This is a genomic window from Pedobacter duraquae (genome assembly GCF_004362245.1).
In the GTDB taxonomy this organism is placed as follows: domain Bacteria; phylum Bacteroidota; class Bacteroidia; order Sphingobacteriales; family Sphingobacteriaceae; genus Pedobacter; species Pedobacter duraquae.
In genome coordinates this window covers 257,173-283,333 of the sequence record NZ_SNWM01000003.1, presented here as the reverse complement: position 1 = coordinate 283,333, position 26,161 = coordinate 257,173, and the positions used below count along the sequence as shown (strand labels likewise).

General features: G+C 42.3%; 25 protein-coding genes. 18 read left to right on the top strand and 7 right to left on the bottom strand.

The features are described from left to right. The first annotated feature begins 1 nt into the window (after position 1). From CLV32_RS12710 to CLV32_RS12680, 7 genes are all read left to right on the top strand, one after another. Positions 2-1,240, top strand: coding sequence for a sigma 54-interacting transcriptional regulator (locus CLV32_RS12710; RefSeq protein WP_133556089.1), 1,239 nt, complete (start codon positions 2-4; stop codon positions 1,238-1,240). Next, positions 1,240-1,755, top strand: coding sequence for an LptE family protein (locus tag CLV32_RS12705; RefSeq protein ID WP_133556087.1), 516 nt, complete (start codon positions 1,240-1,242; stop codon positions 1,753-1,755). The genes CLV32_RS12710 and CLV32_RS12705 overlap by 1 nt, the downstream gene beginning before the upstream one ends. A 32-nt stretch (positions 1,756-1,787) precedes the next feature. Continuing rightward, on the top strand, positions 1,788-3,215 hold the full coding sequence (locus tag CLV32_RS12700) for a hypothetical protein (protein WP_133556085.1): 1,428 nt from the start codon (positions 1,788-1,790) through the stop codon (positions 3,213-3,215). 14 nt (positions 3,216-3,229) lie between these two features. Further along, positions 3,230-3,571: a preprotein translocase subunit SecG gene (secG, locus tag CLV32_RS12695; RefSeq protein ID WP_133556083.1), complete on the top strand. Its 342-nt coding sequence runs from the start codon at positions 3,230-3,232 to the stop codon at positions 3,569-3,571. A 235-nt stretch (positions 3,572-3,806) separates the two neighbouring features. Continuing rightward, positions 3,807-4,097: a co-chaperone GroES gene (locus CLV32_RS12690; protein WP_133556081.1), complete on the top strand. Its 291-nt coding sequence runs from the start codon at positions 3,807-3,809 to the stop codon at positions 4,095-4,097. Positions 4,098-4,127: 30 nt separating this feature from the next. After that, complete coding sequence (gene groL, locus CLV32_RS12685; protein ID WP_133556079.1) at positions 4,128-5,765, top strand: chaperonin GroEL; 1,638 nt, start codon at positions 4,128-4,130, stop codon at positions 5,763-5,765. An 86-nt stretch (positions 5,766-5,851) separates the two neighbouring features. After that, positions 5,852-7,279: an L-serine ammonia-lyase gene (locus CLV32_RS12680; RefSeq protein WP_133556077.1), complete on the top strand. Its 1,428-nt coding sequence runs from the start codon at positions 5,852-5,854 to the stop codon at positions 7,277-7,279. On the opposite strand, the gene CLV32_RS12675 is transcribed toward CLV32_RS12680, so the two are convergent. From CLV32_RS12675 to CLV32_RS12665, 3 genes are read right to left on the bottom strand one after another with little or no spacing between them, the layout of a single operon-like run. Then, positions 7,276-7,992, bottom strand: a complete 717-nt coding sequence (locus CLV32_RS12675) for an SGNH/GDSL hydrolase family protein (protein WP_133556075.1) — start codon at positions 7,990-7,992, stop codon at positions 7,276-7,278. The genes CLV32_RS12680 and CLV32_RS12675 overlap by 4 nt on opposite strands. A 27-nt stretch (positions 7,993-8,019) precedes the next feature. After that, positions 8,020-8,718 carry a lipoyl(octanoyl) transferase LipB gene (gene lipB, locus CLV32_RS12670; RefSeq protein ID WP_133556073.1) on the bottom strand — a complete coding sequence of 233 codons (699 nt, stop codon included), beginning with the start codon at positions 8,716-8,718 and terminating at the stop codon, positions 8,020-8,022. A 6-nt stretch (positions 8,719-8,724) separates the two neighbouring features. After that, entirely contained in the window at positions 8,725-9,414 is a 690-nt protein-coding gene (locus CLV32_RS12665) for a 4'-phosphopantetheinyl transferase family protein (protein ID WP_243732303.1), read from the bottom strand. A gap of 22 nt (positions 9,415-9,436) precedes the next feature. Between CLV32_RS12665 and dcd the strand changes: the two genes are divergently transcribed. The 5 genes from dcd (at position 9,437) to CLV32_RS12640 (ending at position 17,141) form a co-directional block, all read left to right on the top strand. Further along, the gene (gene dcd / locus CLV32_RS12660) at positions 9,437-9,973 is read left to right on the top strand and encodes a dCTP deaminase (RefSeq protein WP_133556071.1); all 537 of its coding nucleotides are present in this window, start codon (positions 9,437-9,439) and stop codon (positions 9,971-9,973) included. A 65-nt stretch (positions 9,974-10,038) separates the two neighbouring features. Next, positions 10,039-12,735 carry a carboxypeptidase-like regulatory domain-containing protein gene (locus CLV32_RS12655; protein ID WP_133556069.1) on the top strand — a complete coding sequence of 899 codons (2,697 nt, stop codon included), beginning with the start codon at positions 10,039-10,041 and terminating at the stop codon, positions 12,733-12,735. Positions 12,736-12,822: 87 nt separating this feature from the next. Next, positions 12,823-15,492: a carboxypeptidase-like regulatory domain-containing protein gene (locus CLV32_RS12650; RefSeq protein ID WP_133556067.1), complete on the top strand. Its 2,670-nt coding sequence runs from the start codon at positions 12,823-12,825 to the stop codon at positions 15,490-15,492. 9 nt (positions 15,493-15,501) lie between these two features. Next, complete coding sequence (locus tag CLV32_RS12645) at positions 15,502-16,263, top strand: enoyl-CoA hydratase/isomerase family protein (protein WP_133556065.1); 762 nt, start codon at positions 15,502-15,504, stop codon at positions 16,261-16,263. 2 nt (positions 16,264-16,265) lie between these two features. Further along, positions 16,266-17,141: an SDR family oxidoreductase gene (locus CLV32_RS12640; protein WP_133556063.1), complete on the top strand. Its 876-nt coding sequence runs from the start codon at positions 16,266-16,268 to the stop codon at positions 17,139-17,141. A gap of 9 nt (positions 17,142-17,150) precedes the next feature. On the opposite strand, the gene CLV32_RS12635 is transcribed toward CLV32_RS12640, so the two are convergent. Then, a complete protein-coding gene (locus CLV32_RS12635; RefSeq protein ID WP_208111000.1) occupies positions 17,151-18,197 on the bottom strand; it encodes a 3-oxoacyl-ACP synthase III family protein in 1,047 nt (348 codons plus the stop codon). Positions 18,198-18,275: 78 nt separating this feature from the next. Between CLV32_RS12635 and CLV32_RS12630 the strand changes: the two genes are divergently transcribed. Then, the gene (locus tag CLV32_RS12630; protein ID WP_133556061.1) at positions 18,276-18,557 is read left to right on the top strand and encodes an ATP-dependent Clp protease adaptor ClpS; all 282 of its coding nucleotides are present in this window, start codon (positions 18,276-18,278) and stop codon (positions 18,555-18,557) included. On the opposite strand, the gene CLV32_RS12625 is transcribed toward CLV32_RS12630, so the two are convergent. After that, on the bottom strand, positions 18,554-19,150 hold the full coding sequence (locus tag CLV32_RS12625) for a thioredoxin family protein (protein WP_133556059.1): 597 nt from the start codon (positions 19,148-19,150) through the stop codon (positions 18,554-18,556). The two genes, CLV32_RS12630 and CLV32_RS12625, sit on opposite strands and share 4 nt — an antisense overlap. 99 nt (positions 19,151-19,249) lie before the next feature. Here CLV32_RS12625 and CLV32_RS12620 point away from each other — a divergent pair, with 99 nt between their 5' ends. From CLV32_RS12620 to CLV32_RS12610, 3 genes are read left to right on the top strand one after another with little or no spacing between them, the layout of a single operon-like run. Then, positions 19,250-21,739 carry an outer membrane beta-barrel family protein gene (locus CLV32_RS12620; protein WP_133556057.1) on the top strand — a complete coding sequence of 830 codons (2,490 nt, stop codon included), beginning with the start codon at positions 19,250-19,252 and terminating at the stop codon, positions 21,737-21,739. A 27-nt stretch (positions 21,740-21,766) separates the two neighbouring features. Beyond that, on the top strand, positions 21,767-22,321 hold the full coding sequence (locus CLV32_RS12615; RefSeq protein WP_133556055.1) for an NUDIX domain-containing protein: 555 nt from the start codon (positions 21,767-21,769) through the stop codon (positions 22,319-22,321). Positions 22,322-22,333: 12 nt separating this feature from the next. Next, positions 22,334-23,068: a lysophospholipid acyltransferase family protein gene (locus tag CLV32_RS12610; RefSeq protein WP_133556053.1), complete on the top strand. Its 735-nt coding sequence runs from the start codon at positions 22,334-22,336 to the stop codon at positions 23,066-23,068. Positions 23,069-23,072: 4 nt separating this feature from the next. On the opposite strand, the gene CLV32_RS12605 is transcribed toward CLV32_RS12610, so the two are convergent. Then, on the bottom strand, positions 23,073-23,822 hold the full coding sequence (locus CLV32_RS12605) for a LytR/AlgR family response regulator transcription factor (protein ID WP_133556051.1): 750 nt from the start codon (positions 23,820-23,822) through the stop codon (positions 23,073-23,075). After that, complete coding sequence (locus tag CLV32_RS12600; RefSeq protein ID WP_133556049.1) at positions 23,819-24,853, bottom strand: sensor histidine kinase; 1,035 nt, start codon at positions 24,851-24,853, stop codon at positions 23,819-23,821. The genes CLV32_RS12605 and CLV32_RS12600 overlap by 4 nt, the downstream gene beginning before the upstream one ends. Before the next feature lie 220 nt (positions 24,854-25,073). Here CLV32_RS12600 and CLV32_RS23100 point away from each other — a divergent pair, with 220 nt between their 5' ends. Both CLV32_RS23100 and CLV32_RS12595 read left to right on the top strand, forming a co-directional pair. Further along, complete coding sequence (locus CLV32_RS23100; RefSeq protein ID WP_166641941.1) at positions 25,074-25,250, top strand: hypothetical protein; 177 nt, start codon at positions 25,074-25,076, stop codon at positions 25,248-25,250. A 1-nt stretch (position 25,251) separates the two neighbouring features. After that, the gene (locus tag CLV32_RS12595; protein ID WP_133556047.1) at positions 25,252-26,160 is read left to right on the top strand and encodes an ABC transporter ATP-binding protein; all 909 of its coding nucleotides are present in this window, start codon (positions 25,252-25,254) and stop codon (positions 26,158-26,160) included. The last annotated feature ends 1 nt before the right edge of the window (position 26,161 follow it).

Genomic DNA, 26,161 nt, shown 5'->3' with positions numbered 1-26,161 from the left:
TATGGACGTACAGGACATTAAGAACCGGTTCGGGATTATTGGCGGCTCTCCGCTACTAAACCGGGCTATAGATATAGCAAGACAAGTTTCTCCAACCGATATGTCGGTATTAATTACCGGCGAGAGTGGTAGTGGAAAGGAAGTTTTCTCACACATTATCCACCAGCTTAGTGCACGTAAGCACGGTGCTTTTATCGCCGTAAACTGCGGTGCCATTCCTGAAGGAACGATAGATTCAGAGCTTTTTGGTCATGAGAAAGGATCTTTTACTGGTGCCCATGAAGCACGTAAAGGATATTTTGAAGTAGCCAACGGTGGAACGATCTTTCTGGATGAGGTGGCTGAACTACCGTTAGGTACTCAGGCACGCCTGCTTAGGATTCTGGAAAGCGGCGAATACCTGCGTGTAGGATCATCAAAAGTACAAAAAACAGATGTCAGGATTATTGCGGCGACGAACGTAGACGTGTATAACCGGGTAAAATCTGGCAAGTTCAGGGAAGATTTATATTACAGACTAAACACCGTACCTCTGCGTATTCCTGCATTGCATGAGCGCAAGGAAGATATTTATTTATTGTTCAGAAAGTTCTCAGCCGATTTTAGCGACAAATACCGCAGTCCGGGAATCCAGTTAGAACCAGATGCTATCCAGGTATTGAGCAATTACAGCTGGCCTGGAAATGTTAGGCAGCTGAAGAATATTGCGGAGCAGATCTGTGTACTTGAAAAGGATAGGAATGTTACTGTGAGTGCATTATTAAATTATATCCCCAACGAGAGCGCTACAAACCTCCCTATGGCCATTAACGGTAATAATAAGGAGGATTTCTCTGAGCGTGATATTTTATACAAGGTCCTTTTCGACATGAAGAAGGACATGGTAGAGTTAAAGAAACTTGTTGCCGAGATTATACAAAATGGTGGAAATACGCAGCATATTATGGCCGACAACCCCCATTATATCAATCAGCTGTATCAGGAAATCGAGCAGTCTCCTGCCGGTTATGAGCCTACATTAACCATCAAAAAACCTGTTCAGAACGCTCCTGTTGATTACAACTATACGCACCACGAGGCTGAGGAAGTAGAAGAATCTTTATCGCTCATTGATAAGGAATCTGACCTGATCAAAAAGGCATTGAAGAAACATAAAGGAAAGCGAAAGTTTGCTGCACATGAACTGGGTATTTCGGAGCGTACATTATACCGCAAAATCAAAGAACTGAACCTGAACTAATGAAGAAAATCATATCCCTGTTGCTGTTCGTTGTAATGGCAACTTTCAATTCTTGTTCCGTGTCTCTGAATGGGGCTTCAATACCTGCAGAGATGAAAACGGTGACAATCAATTATTTTGAGAACAATGCGCCATTGGTGGTGCCTTATCTGGCACAACAGTTTACGGAAGCATTGAAAACAAGGATCAGAAATCAGACTCGCCTAAGTGTGGTGCAGAATGACGGGCATGGTGTTTTTGAAGGTAGGGTTACGGGTTATGAGGTGAGGCCTGTTACGTACACCGATAATAGAGCTACAACGGGTAACGGAACTAACAGGCTGTCTATTACTATAGCGGTGAAATATACAAACAACATCAATCCGAAGCTTAGTTTTGAAGAATCCTTTATGCGATTTAAAGATTTTCCATTGTCGGGAGCCTCCTTCCAGTCGCTTGAGCCTAATTTAATCAAAGACATTAACTTAATGCTTACCGAAGATATTTTTAACCGTGCTTTTGCATCACAATGGTAAAAAAGTTTGCATTCAATTATTAACTTAGCAACGTGGACCAGGATAAAGAAATCAGCACATACGTATCAGCATTAATTGCGAGCCCTGAAAAGCTTAGTGCATCAGATGTGCCTGTACTGCAGGATTTACTGGAGCGTTATCCCTATTTCCAGCCCCTGCATTTACTGCTGGCGAAAGCAGGTACAGAATTACCTGAGGCCCAAAATATGCTGACTACAGCAGTTATACATACCAATGGCGAACTGGTTTATGATTTCCTGCACAGGAAACAGTGGAACCAAAATCACCTTATTGCTGCAGAAGTTACGCCGCCTACTGATGAACCCTCAATTTATGAATTGATAGACACCAAACAGGCTATCGATGAACAAGAAATTTTTGAAGAGATCGGTGAAATTGATCCGCATGAATTTCCTGTTACTGAATTAACGCATACTGAAGTATCAGCGCTTACATTGGAGACAGCAGCCGATTTTCTTGCCGACGCAGATGTTGAAACTGCTGAGCGGAATACCGAGCACCAGGAAGAAGAAACAGAGAAACCTTCATTTGACATTGAAACTGCTGAGACCGATGTAGTGGAGGAAGAAGAAACAATCGTTGAAGTGCCAACTGCTCCGGCAGATGCTGAATATCGTCAGGAATCCGTAGCGGTAGAAACTGCAGAAAACGAGTTTATTGAAGAGGAAGAATCCACAGATATTGTAGTGGAGGCTGAAGGGACACCTGAGCCTGCTGAAACAAAAAGTATTCCTGCCATTGAAACCCAGGAGGATGCATTTGTATTGGAGAATATCATGTCGACCGACTTCTTTGCTTTTGAGCAAAGCTTTGCGTCGCCTGCGGTAGCAACCCCTGAAATTGAAGAGGCATCGGAGCCTGTTGCACACCACGAATACGTGGAAGCAGAAGCAGCAGTGCAGCATGCAGAACCTGAAGTTATTGCCGAGGAGGTTTTACAACAAGAGGGCAATGAGGTTACCAATTACCACGATGAGAAAATGCCTTACACCTTTTTATGGTGGCTGGCAAAAACCAGAAAAGAATATCAGACTATCTTTCAGCCATATGTTTCGCTGAAGAAAAACAACCCCAGCGAACTGCAGCAGCAGTATGTGGAACATATTTTCCACATTCAGAGTCCTTTCAATCCTGAGGAAATCCTGAACAATACACCTGAGCTTCATGGCGATCCTAAAGATGTGGCTATCATTGATAACTTCATTAAAAAAGATCCGCAAATCAGTCCGCCGCGACCAGATCAGATCGACAATGAAAACAAGGCCCGTAAAAGTGCGGAGGATCAAAATGACGTTGTTTCGGAGACTTTAGCAAAAATTTATATTGAGCAAATGCTTTATCACAAGGCCATAGATACTTATGATAAATTAAGTTTGAAGTTTCCAGAAAAAAGCCGTTACTTTGCCGACCTTATCCAATCTATAAAAAAGAAAATTTAACCATAACACAGACCATGCTTTTTTTAATTATTCTATTAATCATCATTTGTATCGCATTAGCCCTGTTTGTTTTGATCCAAAACCCTAAGGGTGGTGGTCTTGCAGCGGGTGCATCAGGAGGAAGTAACATGTTTGGCGTGCAACGCACCGGAGATGTTTTGGAAAAAGGCACATGGATTCTATTGGCTTTGATCGTTGTTGTTACTTTGTCAATCACAACGGTAGCAAAAAGCGGTGGAACTTCAACTGGAGACTCTAAAATTCAGGAGCAACTGGACAAAACAGTAACACCTTCACCTATTGGCAATAAAGGCACACAGGCACCAGCGCCTGCACCCGTTAAGCCGGTAAAATAAGGAAACAGATATTTGTTGAAAGAGGATAGCCTTTAGGTTTATCCTCTTTTTTTATGTGTCAATTTTTTGTAATTCTGCCACTCTGACACCCTTAATTACTGATTAAAAAGTCATTGCTGACAGGCTGTGCAAATTTGTCAAGCTTAATCCGCTTGGCATAAAAACTGTAATAGACATTGTGCTCGTATTTTATGCGAATCAAATTTTAAACTAAAAAATAAATTAATATCAAGTTATGGCTTTAAACCTTAAACCCATTTCAGGTACAACAAATAGAGTTATTGTTGAGCCTGCTGCGGCAGAAGAAAAGACAGCTTCTGGAATTTATATTCCTGACACTGCAAAAGAAAAACCGTCCAAAGGAACTGTAGTTTCTGTATCTGAAGAAGATTCAGAAGGCAAAAAACCATCTGTAAAAGTTGGTGATGTTGTTCTTTATGGAAAATACGGTGGCACAGAGCTTCCTATTGATGGTAAAGACTATCTGATTATGCGTGAGAACGATATCTACGCTATAGTTCTATAATTATTTAAGCCTGATAAATTAAAACAAGACATGTCAAAACAAGTTAAATATAACGTTGAAGCCCGTGATGCCCTGAAAAGAGGTGTTGATATTCTGGCTAATGCTGTAAAAGTTACTTTAGGTCCTAAAGGTCGTAATGTAATTATTGATAAAAAATTCGGTTCACCAGCAATCACCAAAGATGGTGTTTCTGTGGCTAAAGAAATTGAATTGAAAGACCCTATTGAAAACATGGGCGCTCAAATGGTTAAAGAAGTTGCTTCTAAAACTGCTGATATTGCAGGTGACGGAACAACAACTGCAACTGTATTGGCTCAGGCTATTGTTACAGCGGGTATTAAAAACGTTGCTGCCGGTGCAAATCCAATGGATCTGAAACGTGGTATCGATAAAGCGGTTACCGCTGTTGTTGAAAATCTTAAAAAACAGTCACAAACTGTTGGTGAAGACAACAACAAAATCAAACAAGTTGCTTCTATCTCTGCTAACAATGACGAAATAATCGGTTCATTGATCGCAGAAGCTATGGGTAAAGTAGGTAAAGATGGTGTTATTACTGTTGAAGAAGCAAAAGGTACTGAAACTGAAGTTAAAACAGTTGAAGGTATGCAATTTGACCGTGGTTACTTATCACCGTACTTTGTAACTAACGCTGATAAAATGGAAGCTGAGCTGGAAAGCCCTTACATTTTGATCTACGACAAAAAAATCAGCAACATGAAAGAATTGTTGCCGGTATTGGAAAAACAAGTTCAAACTGGTAAACCATTACTGATTATTGCAGAAGATTTAGATGGCGAAGCTTTAGCTACTTTAGTAGTTAATAAAATCCGTGGATCCCTGAAAGTTGTTGCTGTTAAAGCTCCAGGTTTTGGTGACCGCAGAAAAGCAATGCTTGAAGATATCGCTATCTTAACTGGCGGTACAGTGATCTCTGAAGAAAGAGGTTATAAATTGGAAAATGCTGACCTTTCTTACTTAGGTACTGCTGAGAAAGTTGTTGTTGATAAAGACAACACAACAGTCATCAATGGTGCTGGCCAGTCAGAAGACATTAAAGCTCGTGTTAATCAGATCAAAGCTCAGATTGAAACTACTTCATCTGATTATGATAAAGAAAAATTACAAGAGCGTTTGGCTAAACTTGCTGGTGGTGTTGCCGTACTTTATGTTGGTGCAGCTTCAGAAGTTGAGATGAAAGAGAAAAAAGACCGTGTTGATGATGCTTTACATGCAACCCGTGCGGCTGTAGAAGAAGGTATTGTTGCTGGCGGTGGTGTTGCTTTTATCCGTGCAATTGAGGCATTGGATGGCATGAAAGGTATCAACGATGATGAGACTACTGGTATCCAGATCATCCGTCGTGCTATCGAAGAGCCACTTCGTCAGATCTGCGAGAACGCTGGTATCGAAGGATCTATCGTTGTTCAGAAAGTTAAAGAAGGTACTGCAGACTACGGTTACAATGCACGTACTGATGTTTACGAAAACTTAATCTCAGCTGGAGTTATCGACCCTACTAAAGTAGGTCGTGTAGCTTTAGAAAATGCAGCATCTATTGCAGCTATGTTGTTAACAACAGAAGTTGTTTTAGCTGACGATCCTGAAGATAATGCTGGTGCAGCTATGCCTCCTATGGGCGGTGGCGGCATGGGTGGAATGATGTAATTTCCACACAGCTATATTACAAAAACCCCGCGATGAGCGGGGTTTTTTATTGTTTAAAAATCTGCTTTATTAACTAGCTTTGCACGATGCACCGGGAACCTATTTCTGTATTTGACATTTTTAAGATTGGTATCGGACCGTCCAGTTCCCACACCCTGGGTCCGTGGCGTGCCGCACAACAGTTTGTGGCATTACTAGCTGAAAATGCCCCCCTGGAACAGGTAGACCAGATCAAGATCCTCTTATATGGCTCGCTTGCTAAAACAGGTGTAGGCCACGGTACAGATATCGCTATCCTATTAGGCCTTAGCGGTGCTGACCCGGTTACATTTGACGTCAATGCAATTGACTTTACCATTGCACAGATCAAGGCGAATAAAGTATTACAGCTTAATGCTGAACAGGCCCTAAATTTCGATTACAATGAGGATCTGCTTTTTCTATACAACGAGAGTCTGCCTTTCCATCCCAATGCCGTTACCTTCCAGGCATTCCTGAGTAATGGAAAAGCGGTTTCTGCCACCTACTATTCCATTGGTGGTGGTTTTGTTGTTAAAGAGGGCGATAACAGTGCGGAGAAAGAACAGGTGGAACTACCATTTCCCGTGGAGCGCGCCAATGACCTCTTACACTGGTGCTTAACGACCGGACTTAAGGTATCCGAGATTGTAATGGAAAATGAGCTTTCCTGGCGTACGGAAGCCGAAACCAGAAAAGGGATTTTGCAGCACTTTCAGGTGATGAAAGATTGCACCTATCGGGGTAGCCATACTTCCGGCTTCTTACCGGGTGGTCTAAATGTAGGCAGAAGAGCAGCTGCGTTAAACAAAAGGTTGGTGGGTGACCGCGTCTACACCGATTATACCAGCTGGGTTGCCGCCATTCGCGAAGGCGGAAACGGATTTAATTACATCCTGGACTGGGTAAGTTGCTTTGCCCTTGCTGTGAACGAAGAGAACGCATCTTTTGGACGTGTTGTAACAGCACCTACGAATGGTGCAGCAGGAGTGATTCCGGCGGTATTACAATATTACATCGCTTTCTGCGATGGTTATTCGGATGAGAAAATCACACAGTTTATTGCCTGTGCCTCCGAGATCGGAAGTATCTTTAAAAAAGGAGCTACGATATCTGCTGCAATGGGCGGCTGTCAGGCTGAGATTGGCGTTTCTTCCGCTATGGCCGCGGCAGCGCTGACCGAATGTCTGGGTGGATCGCAGCGTCAGGTGTTGATGGCCGCAGAGATTGCCATGGAGCATCATCTGGGTTTAACCTGTGACCCCATTGGCGGGCTTGTTCAGATTCCATGTATCGAAAGAAACACCATGGGTGCCATAAAAGCAATTACTGCCAGTCAGCTGGCATTACAAAGTAATCCTGATAAGGCAAAAGTAAGTCTGGATGCTGTGGTACGTACAATGTGGGAGACAGCATTAGACATGAACTCCAAGTACAAGGAAACCTCTGACGGAGGTTTGGCTACCAACATCCCAATCAGCTTACCAGAATGTTAGTTTTGCTGAAATGCTGCTTTTACCGCAGGGAGCATTGCATCTGACCAATTACCATACATCTTGCCCGAAGGGTGGAGACCATCTGAAGCAACCAACGCCGGATCGTTAATCACCGCCCTGGATCCTGGAGTAATATCCGTATAATTTACCCCCATGGCCAGTGTTTCTGTTTTATTGATACTATTAAACGTATCAATTTCTGCAGAAATACCGCTCTGATCTCTCCCGGTAGATGCACCATAAGGAGTCAGACCCCAATCAGGAATAGAAACCACAAAAACATGTTCCTTTTTACCGCCCGCAAAAGCGATAGCCTGTTGTAGCAGAGATTTAAATTCTGTGCGGTAGCTTTCGCTAGACATGCCACGGTATTGATTATTTACGCCAATCAATAAAGTTACGATATCATAAGTACCTTTCAGATTAGCTGCATTTATGGCCGACTGAAGCTCGCCCGTTGTCCAGCCTGTTTTTGCAATCACCTTTGGTGCCGATACGACTATTCCTGACGCACCAAGTTTTGCTGCCAGCTGAAAAGGAAAGGTTAGATTTTGTTCCACGGCTTCACCGATGGTATAGGAATCACCTAGTGCCAGGTAGCTATGTGTTGTCCCTATATTTACAGGCGTAACAGTTGTATTCATTTGATTAACCTCAGCTTTTTCGCAGGCCATTAACAGACAGGCAGAAACAATAGCAGTTATAATTTTCATACTGTGAATTACGAGAATTCACACGGCTTAGTTTTGGATCTCCATCTGAAAGAGATCAGCGATATGTCCTTTTAGTTTGCCTTTAACCTCATCCATATCCAGCGCCTTTCCGAGTTCATGTTCGAGCGAGGTTACCGCTTTATCGTCAATCCCGCAAGGGATGATATTTTTAAAATAATCCAGGTTGGCATTTACATTAAAAGCAAAGCCGTGCATGGTCACCCATCTGCTGCAGCGGACCCCCAGGGCACAGATTTTTCTGGCTTTATCGTTATCAGCATCCAGCCATACTCCGGTAAAGCCGGGATAGCGTCCAGCTTCCACTCCGTAATCTTTAAGCGTTAGAATTACCGCTTCTTCCAGGGTACGCAGGTAGAGGTGGATATCTGTAAAGAAGTTATCGAGATCAAGGATGGGATAACCCACAAGCTGTCCGGGCCCATGGTAAGTAATATCCCCTCCCCTATTTATTTTATAATAGGCAGCATGTTTCTCTTCCAGTCCTTTTTCATCCAGCAATAGATTTTCAGGATGTCCACTTTTACCGAGTGTATACACATGAGGATGCTCACAGAAGATCAGGTAGTTGGGAGTTTCGAGGGTTGTATTATTGGTACGGTTTTGGGTTTTCAGGGTAACGGTATCCTGAAAAATCTTCTCCTGATCGGCCCATGCCTGTTCGTAATCAATCAGACCCCAGTCTAAAAATTCTACTTTCTTATTCATGTTCTTTTATTTATCGGCAACGTAACCCAACATGTAGGCGGCGTCGACCTTAAAGTAGTGTACTGTAAGCTGCCGTTCACCATCGGGCAGGCTTACCAGCGCTGTGATTTCACCTTGTTCTGCAGCAACAAAGGGCTTGATTACCATGTCGCGTTTAAACTCCAGTCCTTTGCGTCCATGCCATTTGAAGATTGCCTCCTTGGCACACCAGCAGATGTAGAGCGCAGATACATTATCTGCACTGGGTAACCCGGCTAGCTCTTCGTCAGTCATAAATTTATTCCTGATCCGCAGCACCTTTTCTTTAACAAGTTCGATGTCTACACCAACCTGCTTATCCTTACTGATCATTACCGCAGCGTAGTCAAAGGAGTGACTTAGAGAGATATGGTAATCGCGGTTCAGCAGAAAAGGTTTACCATGCTCGTCAAGTCCGGTAGCAATATAGTCTGAAGTCTTCAACATCGTTCTGAGCAGCAGTCTGGTACTTAACCAATGGAGCAGTCTTTTGCCGTTATTGAATGTGGCAATAAATTCGAGCTCATGGTCTTTCAACTGTAAGCCTGCGAACAATTCCTGTTCGGTTTCTTCAATCTTCCATACAGAAAGTATGGTATGTTCATCTATATGCTTGGTAAAGACTACAGGCATCCCTATTTTAGAAAAATGAATGTAAAAGTATCTTAAATTAATCATAATTTAGCCCAATACTTGATAAATGATACTTTCTGATAAACGCATTCTTGAAGAAATTGACAAAGGAACAATAATCATTGAACCTTTCAGGCCCGACTGTCTGGGTACAAATTCTTATGATGTGCATCTGGGAAAATACCTGGCCACCTATACCAACAGGGTACTCGATGCAAAGGCACACAACACCATTGAACATTTTGAAATCCCTAAAGAAGGATTTGTATTGCAACCGGGCACTTTGTATCTGGGTGTGACACTAGAGTATACGGAAACACATGCCCACGTACCTTTTCTGGAGGGAAAATCAAGTACCGGGCGTCTGGGTATTGATATTCATGCCACTGCAGGTAAAGGAGACGTAGGCTTCTGCAACACCTGGACCCTGGAGATTTCCTGTGCACAGCCTGTAAGGATTTATGCAGGCATGCCTATCGGGCAGCTTATTTACTTTATGGTGGAGGGCCAGATCGAAACGATGTACAACAGTAAAAACGACGCTAAATACAACAATAAAACCACCAAGCCGGTAGAAAGCATGATGTGGAAAAACAGCTTCTAAAACGATTTAAATCCTTGGAATAAAGCCTCAATATACGTATATTGAGGCTTTAATTATTTTCCAGGATGTTAACAAAAAGATACCTCACAGCGCTCACCGGGATTTGTATTGTTTTGGTTTTAGCCGCATTCCAGTTGAAGGACGAGACCTTTGACCAACTGATCAAAAAGATCGAAACTTATGTGAGAGCCAATCCCCAGGAAAAGGTATATCTGCACCTGGACAAACCTTACTATGCTGTTGGCGATAACATCTGGTTTAAATCTTATATCCTGACCTCCGAAAATGACCGGCTATCCAGTCTCAGCAAAATTCTTTATGTAGATCTGATCAATGAAAAGGATTCTACTGTGCAGGCACTAACGCTTCCGATTACTGAAGGCTTAAGCTGGGGAAATATCAACTTATCAGACTCTCTGTCTGAGGGCAATTACAGGGTAAGAGCCTACACGCAGCTGATGAGGAACAGCGGTCCAGAATATTTCTACGATAAGACTATCAAAGTTGGTAACGCCTGGTCAAATCAGGTCTCCGTTAAGGCAGCATATAACTTTAAAACTGTGGGTACGGAATCCTCTGTAGCCTCTACTTTACAGTTTAGCAATAGGGACGGCACTACGCTGTCTGGTAACGATGTGAGATACAGTGTAGTCTGGAACGATAAAATAATTAAATCGGGCTCGGGAAAAACAAACGGTTCGGGAATGTTGGACTTGAATTTTAATAGTCCGAAAGACAATGGAACGGGAAGGATTTTAGCTACAGTGACTATGCCTGACAAGAAGAAGGTATTAAAAGAAGTCTTGATCGACGCTGTGTCTTCCAGGGTTGATGTTCAGTTCTTTCCTGAAGGTGGAAATATGATTGCTGGTTTACCTGGCAAAGTTGCTATTAAAGCTGTAAATGCTGCTGGAAAAGGAACCGATGTAAGTGGTACTATTGTAGATAATGAAGGGAACCTATTGAGTACGTTTAGCACAACATATTTGGGTATGGGAAACTTTATCCTTATACCGGAACCCGGTAAAAGCTATAAGGCAAAAGTTAAGTTTACAGATGGCTCTGAACAGGACTATCCTTTACCCGAAGTGCAAAAAAGTGGATATGCCCTTTCGGTAAACAATACAGACAGCACTAAGCTTCAGTTGAAAATCTATATCAGTGCCGACTTGCTAAACCCTGGCGCAGATGTAAATTTACTGGTGCAGCACAATGGTAATATCTATTTCACTTCTACAGCAAAGGCTACGAAACAGATTATCTCCGCAAGTATTCCTAAAAAGGATTTGCCTTCAGGCGTTAACCATATTGTTGTGGTAGCCGGTGCTAATCAACCCGTTTGTGAACGCCTTGCTTTTATTAGTAATTCAGAGGACCGCCTTCCCCTAAAACTGGATACTGACCAGCCCAGCTACAAAAGAAGGGCACATGTAACGATGAATTTCTCTGATTTAAACACCAGTCCTGCTGTGGGTTCTTTTTCCGTAGCGGTAACTAACGCAGATGTTGTTGTTCCTGATCCTGATAATGAAAGTAATATCCTAACCAGCTTATTGCTAACCTCAGATCTGAAGGGTTACGTGGAACGGCCCAATCACTATTTTCTGAATTCCAGTATGGAGACCATCAGGGAATTGGATAATCTAATGCTGACACAAGGCTGGAGCAGATTTTCCTGGAGAAAAATGCTGGAAGGAAGTTTCCCTCAACCCAAATTTGATGTACAAAAAACATTCAGGATAACAGGCACCATCAACACATTAGGCGGCAAGCCACTGCCAAATGGAAGGGTATCATTATTTTCGTCTACTAAAGGTTTTTTCATGGTTGATACCGTAGCAGACGCCAATGGCCGTTTTGTGTTTGACAAACTATCCTACCCGGACAGCACAAACTTTATCGTTCAGGGTAAAAACATCAAGGGCAAAAACAGGGTAGAGATTAAAGTAGACCCCATGCCCGGGCAGGTTGTTACGAAGAACAAAAACACCGGGGACCTGGAGATCAATGTGAACGAGACGCTATCAAAATACATTCAGCAGAGCAATCAATACTTTGACCAGCAGTTTAAACAAGGCTTCCTAACCCGCAGCACACTCCAGTTAAACGAAGTTAAAATCACGCAAAAAAAGAAAAACCCTACACCAAACTCAGCAAATCTAAACGGCGCAGGAAATGCCGATGCGATTATACTTTCTAAAGACATGCTGACATGTATCACACTAGTACAATGTTTACAGGGAAAAGTGGCAGGCCTGATGTTTACACCTCAGGGCGAACCTTATCTGATGCGAAATAATGGTAAATATATGGCGATTTACATCGACGGAATTCAGGTACAACCAGACTTCCTGGCGAGCATCAATGTACCTGATGTAGAAAGTGTGGAAGTGTTAAAAAGCGGGGCCAACACTTCTATATATGGAATGAACGGTGGTACGGGCGTGCTGATTATTACTACCAAACGGGGCGGTGGTGGAGCCTACACACAATACAGTCCATGGATTGTTGCCTTTTCACCGAAAGGTTATTCAATGACCAAGGATTTCTATTCACCAAAGTATACTTCCACAGATGTTCCTGGAAATACAGATTTACGGACAACCGTATACTGGAATCCAAATATCATCAGCGACGCTTCCGGCAAGGGTAAATTTGATTTTTACACTTCTGACCAGCCGGGAAATTATCGAGCGGTGTTTGAAGGGATCAATTTAAATGGTAAAATTGCGCGACAAACGCTCACTTTTCAGGTAAAATAAAAATAGCACTATTTCAAATTAGCAAGTAACGCTCAACTAATGACTTTCAGCCTATTAATCAAAAAGTATTTGCCCATACTCACGGGAATGAGTATGATTCTTGTACTTGCCGCATTCCACCTCAAAGAAGAGTCATTTGACATTCTGACTAAAAAGATCGACACATACGTGCGGAGCAATCCACAGGAAAAAATCTACGTACATTTAGATAAGCCTTACTACGCTGTGGGAGACACGATCTGGCTTAAAGCATATATTGCTAATGCAACTAACAACCGCTTGTCCAACCTAAGCAAAATCGTGTATATCGATCTCATCAATGACCGGGATTCTATTGTACAAGGTCTCACCCTACCCGTTGCTGAGGGAATGTGTTGGAGTAGCCTGAGTCTTTCTGATTCCCTTTCTGAAGGGAATTACAGACTGAGGGCATATACCACGCTAATGCAAAATACAGGCCCAGATTTTTTCTATGACAAGACCCTTAAAATAGGTAACAATTGGTCTAATAAGGTCTCACTAAAAGCAACATACAGTTATCATAAAGAACGTAACGGGGAGCTAGGGGTGGCGTCATCATTGCAGTTTGCAAATAACGACGGGGTTGGAATTACAGCCAAAGAGCTTACCTATGAAGTTGTATGGAATACAAAAGTGATTAAGCGCGGCAGCGGGAAAACCAATTCGGATGGAAAATTTGCGCTGAACTTTATAAGTCCCAAAAATGAAAATGGTGGCCGTGGACGGATTATAGCATCATTAACTATGCCGGATAAAAAAAAACTGGTTAAAGAAGTACTTATTGAAGCCGCTTCTGACGATGTAGACGTTCAGTTCTTTCCCGAAAGCGGCAACCTCATTGAAGGTTTTCCAGGCAAAATTACATTTAAAGCTGTAAACCCTGTTGGAAAAGGTGTTCCCATTAGCGGTAGCCTGCGCGATCAGGATGCTAACATCCTCAGCACTTTTAATTCCGCTTTTCTGGGAATGGGAAATATAATTCTGACACCGGAAGCTGGCAACACTTACATGGCTCACGTGAAATTTGCTGATGGCTCCGAGCACAATTACCAATTACCGAAAGCGCAAAAAAGTGGGTATGCTATATCAGTAAACAATATAGACAGCAGCAAGATTCAGGTTAAAATTTATGTGAGCAAAGATCTGCTGAATGAAACTGGACAACTGAAATTGTTAGTTCAACACAATGGAATTCTCAGCTACAGCTCCAGCTCGGTGATTAGAAAACAAATTATCACTGCAACGATACCAAAGAAAGATTTGACATCGGGCATCAATCAAATCCTATTGATATCCGATAAAAACCTACCCATTTGTGAGCGTTTAGTATTTGTTAAAAATAACGCAGACTTACTCCCGATTAAAATGGAGAGCAATAAAGCCGTGTACAAAAAAAGAGAACAGGTCAGGATGAGCTTTTCTATCCCAGGTGCCAGTTCTGGCCTCGCTGCTTTTTCTGTTGCGGTAACGAATGCAGATATCGTAGTACCTGACCTGGAAAATGAGAGCAATATCTTTACCACATTATTATTGACTAGTGATCTGAAGGGGTATGTCGAAAAACCAAATCATTATTTTCTGAGTGATGATGTCCAAACGACTATTGAGCTCGACAACTTAATGCTTACGCAGGGCTGGACCCGTTATTCCTGGAAAGATCTGATCGAAAATAAATTAACACAGCAGTCATTTAAAGCGGAACAGTCATTCAGGATTACTGGCACCATTAATCGCCTTAGCGGCAAACCACTTCCATATGGGAAGGTATCTCTTTATTCTTCTACTAAAGGATTTTTCATGGTAGATACTGTAGCAGATGCCAGCGGCCATTTTGTATTTGACAATCTGTACTATACAGACAGCACAAATTTTCTTATCCAGGGGAAAAACGCTAAAGATAAACTGAAGGTAGAGATTAAAATGGATCCTAACCCGGCACAAACGGTCACAAAGAACAAGAATTCCGGTGATATAGAATTGAATGTCAATGACGCATTAAGTCAATACATCCGCAACAGCAATATCTATTTTGAGGAGCAATTGAAACAGGGATTCTTGAGTCGGTCGACCGTGCAGTTGAACGAAGTAAAAATTACGAAAAAGTGGGTAAATCCAGCACCGAATTCTGCAAATCTTAATGGGCCGGGGGTCGCAGATAAAATCCTGGTAGCAAAAGACTTTAAGAACTGTTTTTCAATACCCCAGTGTCTACCTGGGCGGATTCCAGGGCTGATGTTTTCCGTGGAGGGGATACCTTCCCTAATGCGAATGAATGGCAAACCAATGGCAATTTTTATAGATGGAATGAAAGTTCAGCCTGATATCCTGCAGTATTTTCCTATCGATGATGTCGAAAGCGTGGAGTTGCTTAATAGTGCTGGAACCATGGCTATTTATGGGTCTCAAGGTGGAGCCGGGATTTTATTGATTACCACCAAAAGGGGGAATGGATCAACTTACAATCACTATACGCCATGGATTGTTTCGTTCATACCGAAAGGCTATACATTATCCAAAGAATTTTATTCACCGAAGTACGCGATTGATAAAAGCAATACTGATGAGGATTTAAGAACCACAGTTTACTGGAATCCAAATATCATCAGCGACGCTTCCGGCAAGGGTAAATTTGATTTTTATACTTCTGACCAGCCGGGAAATTATCGGGCGGTGCTGGAAGGAATCAATTTGAATGGTGAAATTGCGCGACAAACGCTTACCTTTCAGGTAAAATAACCAGGTATTATGAATACGATTAAAGTAACGATAAAAGACCGCTTAGCCATTATTATGCTGAATAGGGGGAAATCGAATGCCCTTAACAGAGAAATGATCACCGAACTGAATGATATGCTGACGAACATCAGCTCTGACCCTGCGATAGGTGGAGTCATGATTGCCGGGCAGGAAAACTTCTTTTCCGCAGGCTTAGACCTGATAGAACTTTACGGTTATACTGAGCAAGAGGCAAAGACGTTTTGGGATCTGTTTTTAAAGTTTATTGCCAATATTACATCTTTTCGTAAGCCCATGGTGGCAGCGATAAATGGTCATAGTCCGGCCGGCGGTTGCGTAATTGCTATGGCCTGCGATACCAGGGTAATGGCAGAAGGTAAGTTTATCATCGGGTTGAATGAAGTACCCGTTGGAATTATCGTTCCCCATAGCATATTTGAGCTCTACAGCTTCTGGATTGGCAAGGCTAACGCTACGCGCAGCCTGCTTGAAGGGAAGTTATTTAGTCCGGAAGAAGCATTATCCATTGGATTGGTTGATGAAGTAGTAAGACAGGAAAGCATTCAGACGGCTGCAGAACGGCGGATCAGGAAATATATGGCATTTGAACCTAACACCTGGCAACAAAGCAAGCTGAATATTAGGAAAGAGCTTATTGCTGCAACCGCTGCCGACCAGAGTGAGATGTTGGAACTTATGCTTAAGCAATGGTGGTCGCCGGCAACACGAACTATTCTGAAAACAATTATTGACAACCTACAAAAGAAATAAGCATGTATAACGAACCCATGTTAAGAGACGATGCGCTTAAAGGCAAAACAATTGTTATTACTGGCGGTGGTACAGGTTTAGGAAAAGCGATGGGCACTTATTTCCTGAAACTTGGCGCTAATCTGGTAATTACGAGTCGGAAGGATGATGTGATCCAGAAAACGGCGAAGGAGATGGAAGAGCTTACTGGTGGAAAAGTATTAGCCGTAGCTTGTGACGTCCGTGAATACGAACAGGTAGAGCATGTTCTTGCCGAAACTGTACGTGTTTTTGGAAAGGCTGATGCTTTGTTAAACAATGCTGCAGGCAATTTTATATCGCCAACAGAGCGTTTATCGGCAAATGCCTTTTCTTCCATCATTGATATTGTGCTGAAAGGATCTGTAAACTGCACACTTGCTTTTGGTAAGCACTGGATTAAAGAAAAACAGGCGGCAAGCATTCTGAATATCGTAACTACTTATGCTTTCACTGGTTCTGCGTATGTAGTTCCTTCGGCATGTGCTAAGGGTGGCGTGCTGGCTATGACACGGTCGCTGGCCGTAGAATGGGGGAAATATGGAATACGGACGAATGCTATAGCACCTGGACCTTTCCCTACTAAAGGTGCATGGGAGCGATTATTGCCTGGCGACCTTGCGGAGAAGTTCGACTTCAAAAACCGCGTACCGTTAAAGCGCGTTGGCGATCACCAGGAGTTAGCCAATCTGGCGGCATTTCTTGTGAGCGACTTCTCCGGCTACATCAATGGCGAGGTAATTACCATTGATGGTGGCGAGTGGCTTCAGGGCGCTGGACAGTTTAATGGATTGGAAGCCATCCCTGGAGAGATGTGGGATATGCTGGAACAGATGACACGATCTACAAAAGGAAGCTAAGGCTTCCTTTTACCACCTTATAATTGCACTGGCCCAGGTAAATCCTGATCCAAATGCCGCCAGGCATACCAGATCACCGTCTTTGATCTTGCCTGCCTCCCAAGCTTCACATAAAGCGATAGGAACCGATGCTGCAGTCGTGTTTCCGTATTTTTGGATGTTGTTAAAGACTTTCTCGTCTGGCAGGCCAAGCAATTGCTGCACATACTGACTGATACGTAGGTTGGCCTGATGCGGCACCAATAAATCGATATCCTCAGGCTTCAGGTTATTTGCTTCGAGGGCTTCGCGGATAACCTCCGGGAACTTAACTACGGCTTTTTTAAATACTGCAGGACCATCCATGTAGGGCAGAGCTGCACCGCTGGTAATTTGTTCGGGGGTCATAAACAGTCCGCCCAGCTCCTGCTCAGGATAGCCCGGTTTCTCGGGAAGCCACTTATTGGCAGCTGCGCCGGGATAAAACATGGCGAGGATTTCAGCTTCGGCACCGTCGCTGTGCAGGTGCGTACTCAAAATACCCTGGCCTTCGCGTTGCGCAGGTTGCAGAACTACAGCACCGGCACCATCACCAAAAATCACTGATACGTTGCGGCTTTCTGTCGTAAAATCCATAGCGAAAGAATGCTTCTCGCTACCCACCACCAGGATGTTTTTATACATCCCGGTTTTAATAAACTGATCAGCTATCGATAGTGCATATACAAAACCCGAGCATTGATTACGAATATCAAGTGCACCAATTTCCTTCATCTTCATTTCCCTTTGCAGCAGGACACCACAGCCTGGAAAATAGTAATCGGGGCTTAGCGTGGCGAAAATAATAAAATCGACATCCTGAGCGGTAATACCTGCACGCTCAATAGCAATTGTAGCAGCCTCAACCCCCATGGTGGTGGTGGTTTCGCCTAGCCTATCAGCAAAACGACGTTCCTTGATTCCTGTACGCTCGGTTATCCAGGCGTCATTGGTATCCATGAACCTCGACAAATCATCGTTTGTATATATATTTTTAGGGACATAGTAACCTATGCCTGCGATTTTTGAACTTTGCATCGTTATGTTTAATTGCAAATTTTAAGCAAAAATTACTTTAACTGCAACATTAATTCGAATTTAGCTTATTTTTGTAAGATGTCAACAGAAACAAAAGAGGAAACTTTTACATTGGATGAAATCCTGAGTTCTTTAAAAACTTCACACAGGCTGATTTTATGGAACGACGATGTAAATACTTTTGATCATGTGATTCACTGCATGATGAAATATCTTGACTATAATGAACATCAGGCAGAAAAAATTGCCTGGGAAGTACACAATAAGGGAAAGTGTGCTGTACTGGAGGGATCTTTTACAGAAATGGAAATATACCGCAAGATCCTTCAACAGGAAGGTCTCACGGTGTCTGTTGACTAATCCAGGTTACTAAACGCTTTTTCCAGTTCATGCTGCGTGGTCAGTGTTTTATCTTTGGCATACCAACCGTGTAGCTGCTCGGCAATTACTTTCATATCCGTTGCTTCAGCTTTCCATCCTTTTAATAGATTCTGAAGAACCTGCGGACGAGGTCCCCATTTAAAAACCAGCTCACCGGTTTCGTCAATTACTAAAACCGCAGGTATTGCCCTACCGCCATTTGTTAAGTGGGCATCAATGAGCGAATGATGCTGGTCTCTAAGTACAAATTTAAGCTCAAATTTATCCGGGAAAGCCGCAACGATCTTAGGCAACACCGGTACAATTTGCGCAGCATCCCCACACCATCCCTCAGTGACCACCAGGATTTGGTAGTTTCCTCTAACTTGTGCTAAAACTTCAGTGAGTCCTGCAGTAAGCTGGACGGTCTTATCAACGCGATTCATTCTTTGCACATTCATTTTTGTATAGTGCAACATGTCTGGGGAGTGATCTCCACCTGTAGTTCTACCTGATTTAAGTTCCTGATCGATAAGCGATCTGTAATCGGCATAGGATATACCGTCGTTAACAAAAATATTACTGTAATTCATGTCTTTAAAGCTGTAATAAAATAGTTACCACCCCGGATATTAAACCAAGGCTCCGTTACTTTGTCTCCCTTATATACAATTCGAAAAAAGATACCATACATGAAGAAGCATTTATCCAAAGTTCTATATTTAATCACTATACTTTGTTGCCTGACGGTAAAACTATCCGCACAAACTACCGGCCCAGGAAAAATCACTGCCAAAATTATTGACGCCCAAACTAATGAAGGCATATCATTTGCCACAGCAATGGTGCTGGACAGAAAAACAAAAGCAACTGTTAAACTGGCACAGACCGACGCTGATGGAAATTTAAATATGAGTAATATCCCTGAAGGGGTATTTACTTTTAAGGTGAGTTATGTGGGTTATCAGACTTTAGTAAGAGACTCCATAAAAATTACTACTGCTGCACCGAATCAGGTGTTCGGCACCGTAAAGATGAGAACTGCGAAAGGTAATACCCTTTCTGAAGTTAAAATTACAGCGCCTAAAAGCACTATGCAAATGGGAATTGACAAGAAAGTTTTTTCTGTAGACCAAAGTTTAGTAAGTGAAGGTGGCTCCGCTACCGACCTTTTGCAAAACGTACCATCCGTACAAACAGACATGGATGGAAATATCAGTTTAAGAGGCTCTACTGGCGTAAGGGTCTTGATCGACGGGAAACCTTCTTTGATTGCAGGCGGTAACGTTGCTCAGATTCTCCAGTCTATTCCAGCCAGTTCGATTGAAAGTGTTGAGGTTATTACCAATCCATCTTCGAAATATGATGCAGAAGGACAGTCAGGGATTATCAACATCGTTCTTAAAAGAAATAAAACGATAGGTTTTAACGGCAATGTGGCACTTACCGCAGGTAACCGCGATAACTATAATGCCAATACCAGTTTAAGTTTCCAAAACAGTAAAGTGAATATTTATGGTAACTATAGCTACAGATATGCCAACAGAATCGGTGGTGGCTACAATAACATCACTTACCTGAATCCGGCAAGCACAACTGCTTTCGCGGAGCAAAATACAGCATCAAATTCTCAGGATAAAGGTCATAATGTTAAGGCAGGTCTTGATTATTATCTGGCACCAAAAAGCGTCTTGAGTTTCTCTGGAAGTTTTAACAATCGTAATAATGACAGAAATGAAGACCTGACCATCAATCAGTATAGCAGAACAAGAACCCCTGTACAGTTGAGTAACCGCACAAACATTAACGATGGTAGTGGAAACAGTTATGATCTGAATCTGGACTATAGTCAAAAATTTAAAAAACCAAAAGAAGAGCTCACATTCAACTTCGGTTTTTCTCAGGGCAGCAACAACAACCTTCAGACCTACAAAACAAGCATTTACAATAGAAATGGAGCTGCAGTAAATGAACTGGTAGCACAACGTAACGATGGCGAAGGCTTAAATAAAAACTACAATATCCAGTCAGATTACGCTTTACCCGTAGGTGCAGCAGGTAAAATTGAAGCTGGCTACAGAAGCCAGATCCGGTTTGCAGATCAGACAACTTTTGCTGACATCTTAAATCCTGTAAGCGGTCAGTATGAAACGGATTACATCCTGACAAACGCATTCAATAGCAAGGAGCAGATACACGCACTTTACTTCAATTACCAAAACACCATCAAGAGTTTTGGCTACCAATTGGGATTAAGAGGCGAGGATGCAAAACTTAATACCTCTTCAGGAATTTTCAACAGAGCAAACCAGCCTGTCTTTACCCCTGGACAAGTTGCTTACACCAGATTATATCCAAGTGTTTTCCTGACAGAAAAACTTAAAGGTGACCAACAGTTACAGTTAAGCTATAGTAGAAGGGTAAACAGACCACGCGGCATGGATACCAACCCTTTTATTGATGCTTCTGATCCATTAAATTATCGTACAGGTAATGTGAACCTAAAACCGGAGGATGTACATGCGTTTGAGTTTAGCTACAGCAAATTCTGGAAAAAGGTGACCTTCATATCCAGTGTGTACTACCGTCAGACGAATGACGTAATTCAGCGTGTTTTGTCTGATCCAGATGCCAATGGTGTAACTATATCTACTCCACAAAACTTAACGCGTAATATATCAAGCGGTTTAGAGCTGATTAGTAAAGTAGATCTGATCAAAGTCTGGAATTTCACAACCAACGTAAACTTATATCAAAGTAAACTTGAAGGTGCACCTCAATATGGTATTGCCGAGACCTCAGGATTTAGCTGGAATGCCAACTTGACGAACAACTTTACCTTGCCTTATGGGATTACCATGCAGGTGCGGGGTGACTACCGTTCATCTGAGGTGATGGCCCAGGGTAAAAGAAATGCAATGTACGGTATAGACGGCGGAGCCAAATACGACTTCCCGAACAAAAAAGCATCTTTGAGCCTAAATATCAGAGATATCTTCAACACCAGAAAATGGAGTATGACCAGGGAAACGAACACAACTGTCGTTGATTTTCAGCGTTACATGCAGGGAACGATGGGTAACCTAACGTTCAGCTACCGTTTTGGTAAGTCAGATTTCCAGTCTAAAAAACCTAAGAAAAATGACCAGCAGGATCAACGTCCTGATGAGGAGCAATTTTAACAGTAACAGAAATTCGTATCTTGCGGCATGGAACAAAGCAACCCATGGCAAATATTGGATGAAACCCAGATCTATGACAATAAGTGGATCGGACTAACAGAATATCAGGTTATCAACCCTTCGGGAGGAAAAGGCATCTATGGCAAAGTTCATTTCAAGAACTTTGCCATTGGTGTTATACCGCTAGATGAACAATACAATACCTGGTTGGTAGGCCAATACCGCTTCCCACTCGATGCCTATAGCTGGGAGATCCCGGAAGGTGGGGGGCATCTGCACGAAGCGCCAATTTTAGGCGCGCAGCGCGAGCTGCTTGAAGAAACAGGCTTTACAGCATCCCGCTGGACAGAGGTGTTAAGGATGCACCTATCCAACTCCGTTAGCGATGAATTATCCATTATTTATGTAGCCACAGGGCTTACCGCCGGACAGGCGCAGCCCGAGGAGACTGAACAGTTGGTTGTTCGTCAGCTGCCTTTTGCTGAAGCATTCCAAATGGTTATGCGTGGCGAGATTACAGATAGCATGAGTGTGGCAGGAATTCTAAAAACACATCTTCTGATTCAGGAAGGAACCATTTAAATCACCAACGATATGAACAAATTTTTAGGGTATATCTTGAGCCCTGTTTTCTATTTCTTCTTTTTACTTACGCTGATTATTTTTCAGCCCATCCAATGGGTGTGTTATAAATTCTTTGGATATAAGGCACACAAAGCTTCGGTAGATCTGCTGAATTTCTTTTTAACCTATTGCCAGATATTTCTGGGCTCCTCTACCACATTCAGTAACGAGCAGGATATTCCCGTAGATCGGCCCATTATCTTTGTAGCCAATCATCAGAGTATGTATGATATTCCGGCAATGATCTGGTTTTTGAGAAAGTATCACGTTAAATTCATTTCGAAGAAAGAACTTACCAAGGGTATCCCTTCTATTTCTTTTAATCTGAAGTACGGTGGTGGCGCAAATATTGACCGTAAAGACAGCAAACAGGCGGTTGGCGAAATTATCAAGCTTGGCGCCAGAATGAAAGCAAACAACTGGTCTGCAGTAATCTTTGCAGAAGGTACACGGGCTAAAGACGGCAGGCTTAAGCCGTTCCAGATTGGTGGTATTGCCACCTTGCTTAAAAAAGTTCCTGAGGCAATGGTAGTTCCTGTAGCGATAGAAAACTCCTGGAAAATCGTACAGTACGGAACCTTTCCACTTACTGCGGGCGAAAAGTTAAAGTGGACGGTCCTTACGCCTATATCAACCACAGGCAAAGGCCCAGAGGAGGTAGTTGTGGAAGCCGAAGCAGCAATCCGTCAGAAGCTAGGTCAGTAGGATATTAAATATTATTATTATCGATTCTTTTGAAGAACTCGTCCCTGTAGGTATCGCCTATCGGGATGATCTTGCCACATATCGTGATACGGCTACGTTCTATACTCTCGATTTTATCCAGTGAAATGATATAAGACTTATGCACCCGGATGAACTGAGTTGATGGCAGGGTCTCTTCCATCTTTTTCATATTTTGCAGCGTAATTACACGTTCTGCTTTTGTATAGATAGAAATATAATCTTTCAATCCTTCAATATATAAAATATCGTCTAGCTCAATCTTCTGGATTTTGTGTTCTGTCTTCACAAAGATAAAGTCCTGAACCGGCTGTATATTTGCTGAAAAAGGTGCTGAAGTAAGAATTGGTTGGGGGGCTGCAACAGGTTCGGCAACTTTAACCAGGTTATGAACTTTCTCTACTGCTTTATAAAACCGGTCAAATGCGATTGGCTTCAACAAGTAATCAGAAACATTCAGGTCGTAGCTTTCGAGAGCATATTGAGAATAGGCGGTAGTCAGAATATAGTTTGATTTGCCACTGGCAATTTTCAGGAATTGAATTCCAGTAAGTTCAGGCATTTGCACATCCAAAAACACAAGATCTATACCACCGGCCTGCACAAGTTGCAGCGCTTCAATGGCATTCTCTGTACGTTTTACAAGTTCAAGAAAAGGCACTTTGGAAATATAGTCTTCAATGATGTCAAGTGCCAGAGGCTCATCGTCAACTGCAATACATTTCAACTTTGTCATATGTCAAGCATTAATTCACTGGTGTAGTGAGTAGCCGAATTTACGATATTTAATTTATATCTATCCGGGTAAAGCAACTGTAATCTGCGCTCTACATTATTTAAACCTACCCCACCCATTTCGTCTTTATTGTGTGTATTCTTCTTATTGGTGATACTAAAATGAAGGATCTTTTGGTTAGCGATCACATTTATTTTAATCGGATCATTCGGATCATTGGCAACACCATGTTTAAAAGCATTTTCCACGAAGGAGATCAAAATCAAGGGCACGATATGCTGCCCATCTATTTCTCCGTTCAGTGTAAATTCGACGGCAGCTCCATCCTTAAACCTCAGCTTTTGTAGTTCTATAAAGCTTTTTACGTATTCGATTTCCTTGCTAAGTTCAACCCAACTGTCGTTGCTTTCATAGATCATGTAGCGCATAATCTCAGATAGCTTAAGGATAGCATCGGCAGTTTTATCAGATTTCTGGTAAGCAAGCGAATAAATGTTGTTTAGTGAGTTGAACAGGAAATGTGGATTGAGCTGAGATTTCAGGAATTGAAGCTCCATGTCTTTCTTTTCGCTTTCCAGATTACGTTGGATACGCTCATTACCGAACCAGTCGACCGCAAATTTGATCAGGGAACTGATAACGATAAAAAAGCCAGAACTAAAGATCGTTCCCACTGCAAACCTCGTGATATTCATTGGTTCGATCTTGTGTGTCTCCATGTTCATGCGGGCCAACATAATGTCTGAGTTCAACGTAGCAAGTACCGTTTTCACAAAGCCCATAAATACAATTAGAAAAGTAATGGACAAGATATATATCCCATACTTCTTCTGCGTTTTAACAAGTTGTGGGATGAGCAATGTGTAGTTGATGTAGAATATAGAGACATTAATCAACCCATAATACCCAAACTGCACCATGATAGCGTAGGCGCTCATTTTTTCTTTGTTAAGGTACAAACCCAGGCAGAAAAAGCCCAGGAGGAAAAGCCAGAACAGTGCATGTATGATAAAGGAAGTCTTATTTTTCATTTCCTAATGGCAATATTGAGCATACAAAGTAAAAAAACTATAAGGTTTAAGATGTTACTTTCGACGAACTGGCATTTTTTTTCTACGAACAGTTAAATATGCCGATTTTCTTCAAAACTAGCCAAAACAACTGTTTATCTAGAATAAAATGTGCTTGGTCTAAAAGATTTTAGCAGGTTCAGTTTTATGATTCTATTTGTTTCATCAAAACGAAACGATTATGAAACGGTTATCAAACATCTCGCCATTTATACTTTTATTAGTTCCTGTATTCATCATGATGTTATTTACATTTACTACATCTTTATCGGGCACAACAAGCCAGTCTAATGAAGTGGTATTGAAAAACACAGGAGCGGCAACATTGGCAAAAGTTTCTACCAACCCAGCTAAATAAGATGAGCGGGCTGGCTATTGAGACTTGCGGTTTAACGTACCACTTCGGCAACCAGAAGGTTGTGGACAACCTTTCTTTGAAAGTAGAGAAAGGAAGTATCTACGGCTTCTTAGGCCCTAATGGTGCTGGAAAAACCACCACTATTAAAATATTGCTTAATCTGCTGAAATCTCCGGCTGATAGCGTTTTTATTTTTGGAAAAGACATCAGTACCAACCGAATTGCCAGTTTAAAAAGAATGGGTGCGCTTGTAGAGCAACCAGCGATATATGCACATTTATCTGGCAAAGAAAATTTATATAACCGTTGTATCCTGTTGGGTACTCCGCGCAGCAGGGCTGCAGAAATGTTGGCTCTTGTAGGGTTAACAGAAGCTGCCGACAAAAAAGCAGGGAAATATTCTCTGGGCATGAAGCAACGTCTGGGTATCGCCCTGGCACTTCTCGGAGACCCTGAACTCTTATTGCTGGATGAGCCAACAAACGGACTTGATCCGAATGGGATCATCGAGATCAGGAATCTGATGATAGAGCTCACCAGCAAACACAATAAAACGATATTGGTATCCAGCCATTTGTTGGCTGAAATCGAACGTATCGCTACGCATGTAGGGATTATAAATAAAGGTCAGCTTTTGTTTCAGGGGACAATTAATGAACTTCAAACACTGAATAAACCTGTAGTTGAAATTGAGACTGATGCTATTGAGGCTACACTTGGCATACTTGCCGCAGAAGGCTATACACCAGAACAAATTAAGACTGGAACAATTCAGATTCCCTATACCTCAAAGGCAGAGACGGGAAGAATAAATACAGTTCTGGTTCAGGGAGGTAATACAATATCCAGCATTCATCTGGTAAGAAAAGATCTTGAACATTTATTCCTGGATATTACTAAACCCAACTAAC

Excerpts from the sequence above, each read along its gene's own strand:
- CLV32_RS12710 (WP_133556089.1), top strand. The coding sequence starts at position 2 with ATGGACGTACAGGACATTAAGAACCGGTTCGGGATTATTGGCGGCTCT.
- CLV32_RS12705 (WP_133556087.1), top strand. The coding sequence starts at position 1,240 with ATGAAGAAAATCATATCCCTGTTGCTGTTCGTTGTAATGGCAACTTTC.
- secG (WP_133556083.1), top strand. The coding sequence starts at position 3,230 with ATGCTTTTTTTAATTATTCTATTAATCATCATTTGTATCGCATTAGCC.
- CLV32_RS12690 (WP_133556081.1), top strand. The coding sequence starts at position 3,807 with ATGGCTTTAAACCTTAAACCCATTTCAGGTACAACAAATAGAGTTATT.
- groL (WP_133556079.1), top strand. The coding sequence starts at position 4,128 with ATGTCAAAACAAGTTAAATATAACGTTGAAGCCCGTGATGCCCTGAAA.
- CLV32_RS12680 (WP_133556077.1), top strand. The coding sequence starts at position 5,852 with ATGCACCGGGAACCTATTTCTGTATTTGACATTTTTAAGATTGGTATC.
- CLV32_RS12675 (WP_133556075.1), bottom strand. The coding sequence starts at position 7,992 with ATGAAAATTATAACTGCTATTGTTTCTGCCTGTCTGTTAATGGCCTGC.
- lipB (WP_133556073.1), bottom strand. The coding sequence starts at position 8,718 with ATGAATAAGAAAGTAGAATTTTTAGACTGGGGTCTGATTGATTACGAA.
- CLV32_RS12665 (WP_243732303.1), bottom strand. The coding sequence starts at position 9,414 with ATGATTAATTTAAGATACTTTTACATTCATTTTTCTAAAATAGGGATG.
- dcd (WP_133556071.1), top strand. The coding sequence starts at position 9,437 with ATGATACTTTCTGATAAACGCATTCTTGAAGAAATTGACAAAGGAACA.
- CLV32_RS12655 (WP_133556069.1), top strand. The coding sequence starts at position 10,039 with ATGTTAACAAAAAGATACCTCACAGCGCTCACCGGGATTTGTATTGTT.
- CLV32_RS12650 (WP_133556067.1), top strand. The coding sequence starts at position 12,823 with ATGAGTATGATTCTTGTACTTGCCGCATTCCACCTCAAAGAAGAGTCA.
- CLV32_RS12645 (WP_133556065.1), top strand. The coding sequence starts at position 15,502 with ATGAATACGATTAAAGTAACGATAAAAGACCGCTTAGCCATTATTATG.
- CLV32_RS12640 (WP_133556063.1), top strand. The coding sequence starts at position 16,266 with ATGTATAACGAACCCATGTTAAGAGACGATGCGCTTAAAGGCAAAACA.
- CLV32_RS12635 (WP_208111000.1), bottom strand. The coding sequence starts at position 18,197 with ATGCAAAGTTCAAAAATCGCAGGCATAGGTTACTATGTCCCTAAAAAT.
- CLV32_RS12630 (WP_133556061.1), top strand. The coding sequence starts at position 18,276 with ATGTCAACAGAAACAAAAGAGGAAACTTTTACATTGGATGAAATCCTG.
- CLV32_RS12625 (WP_133556059.1), bottom strand. The coding sequence starts at position 19,150 with ATGAATTACAGTAATATTTTTGTTAACGACGGTATATCCTATGCCGAT.
- CLV32_RS12620 (WP_133556057.1), top strand. The coding sequence starts at position 19,250 with ATGAAGAAGCATTTATCCAAAGTTCTATATTTAATCACTATACTTTGT.
- CLV32_RS12615 (WP_133556055.1), top strand. The coding sequence starts at position 21,767 with ATGGAACAAAGCAACCCATGGCAAATATTGGATGAAACCCAGATCTAT.
- CLV32_RS12610 (WP_133556053.1), top strand. The coding sequence starts at position 22,334 with ATGAACAAATTTTTAGGGTATATCTTGAGCCCTGTTTTCTATTTCTTC.
- CLV32_RS12605 (WP_133556051.1), bottom strand. The coding sequence starts at position 23,822 with ATGACAAAGTTGAAATGTATTGCAGTTGACGATGAGCCTCTGGCACTT.
- CLV32_RS12600 (WP_133556049.1), bottom strand. The coding sequence starts at position 24,853 with ATGAAAAATAAGACTTCCTTTATCATACATGCACTGTTCTGGCTTTTC.
- CLV32_RS23100 (WP_166641941.1), top strand. The coding sequence starts at position 25,074 with ATGAAACGGTTATCAAACATCTCGCCATTTATACTTTTATTAGTTCCT.
- CLV32_RS12595 (WP_133556047.1), top strand. The coding sequence starts at position 25,252 with ATGAGCGGGCTGGCTATTGAGACTTGCGGTTTAACGTACCACTTCGGC.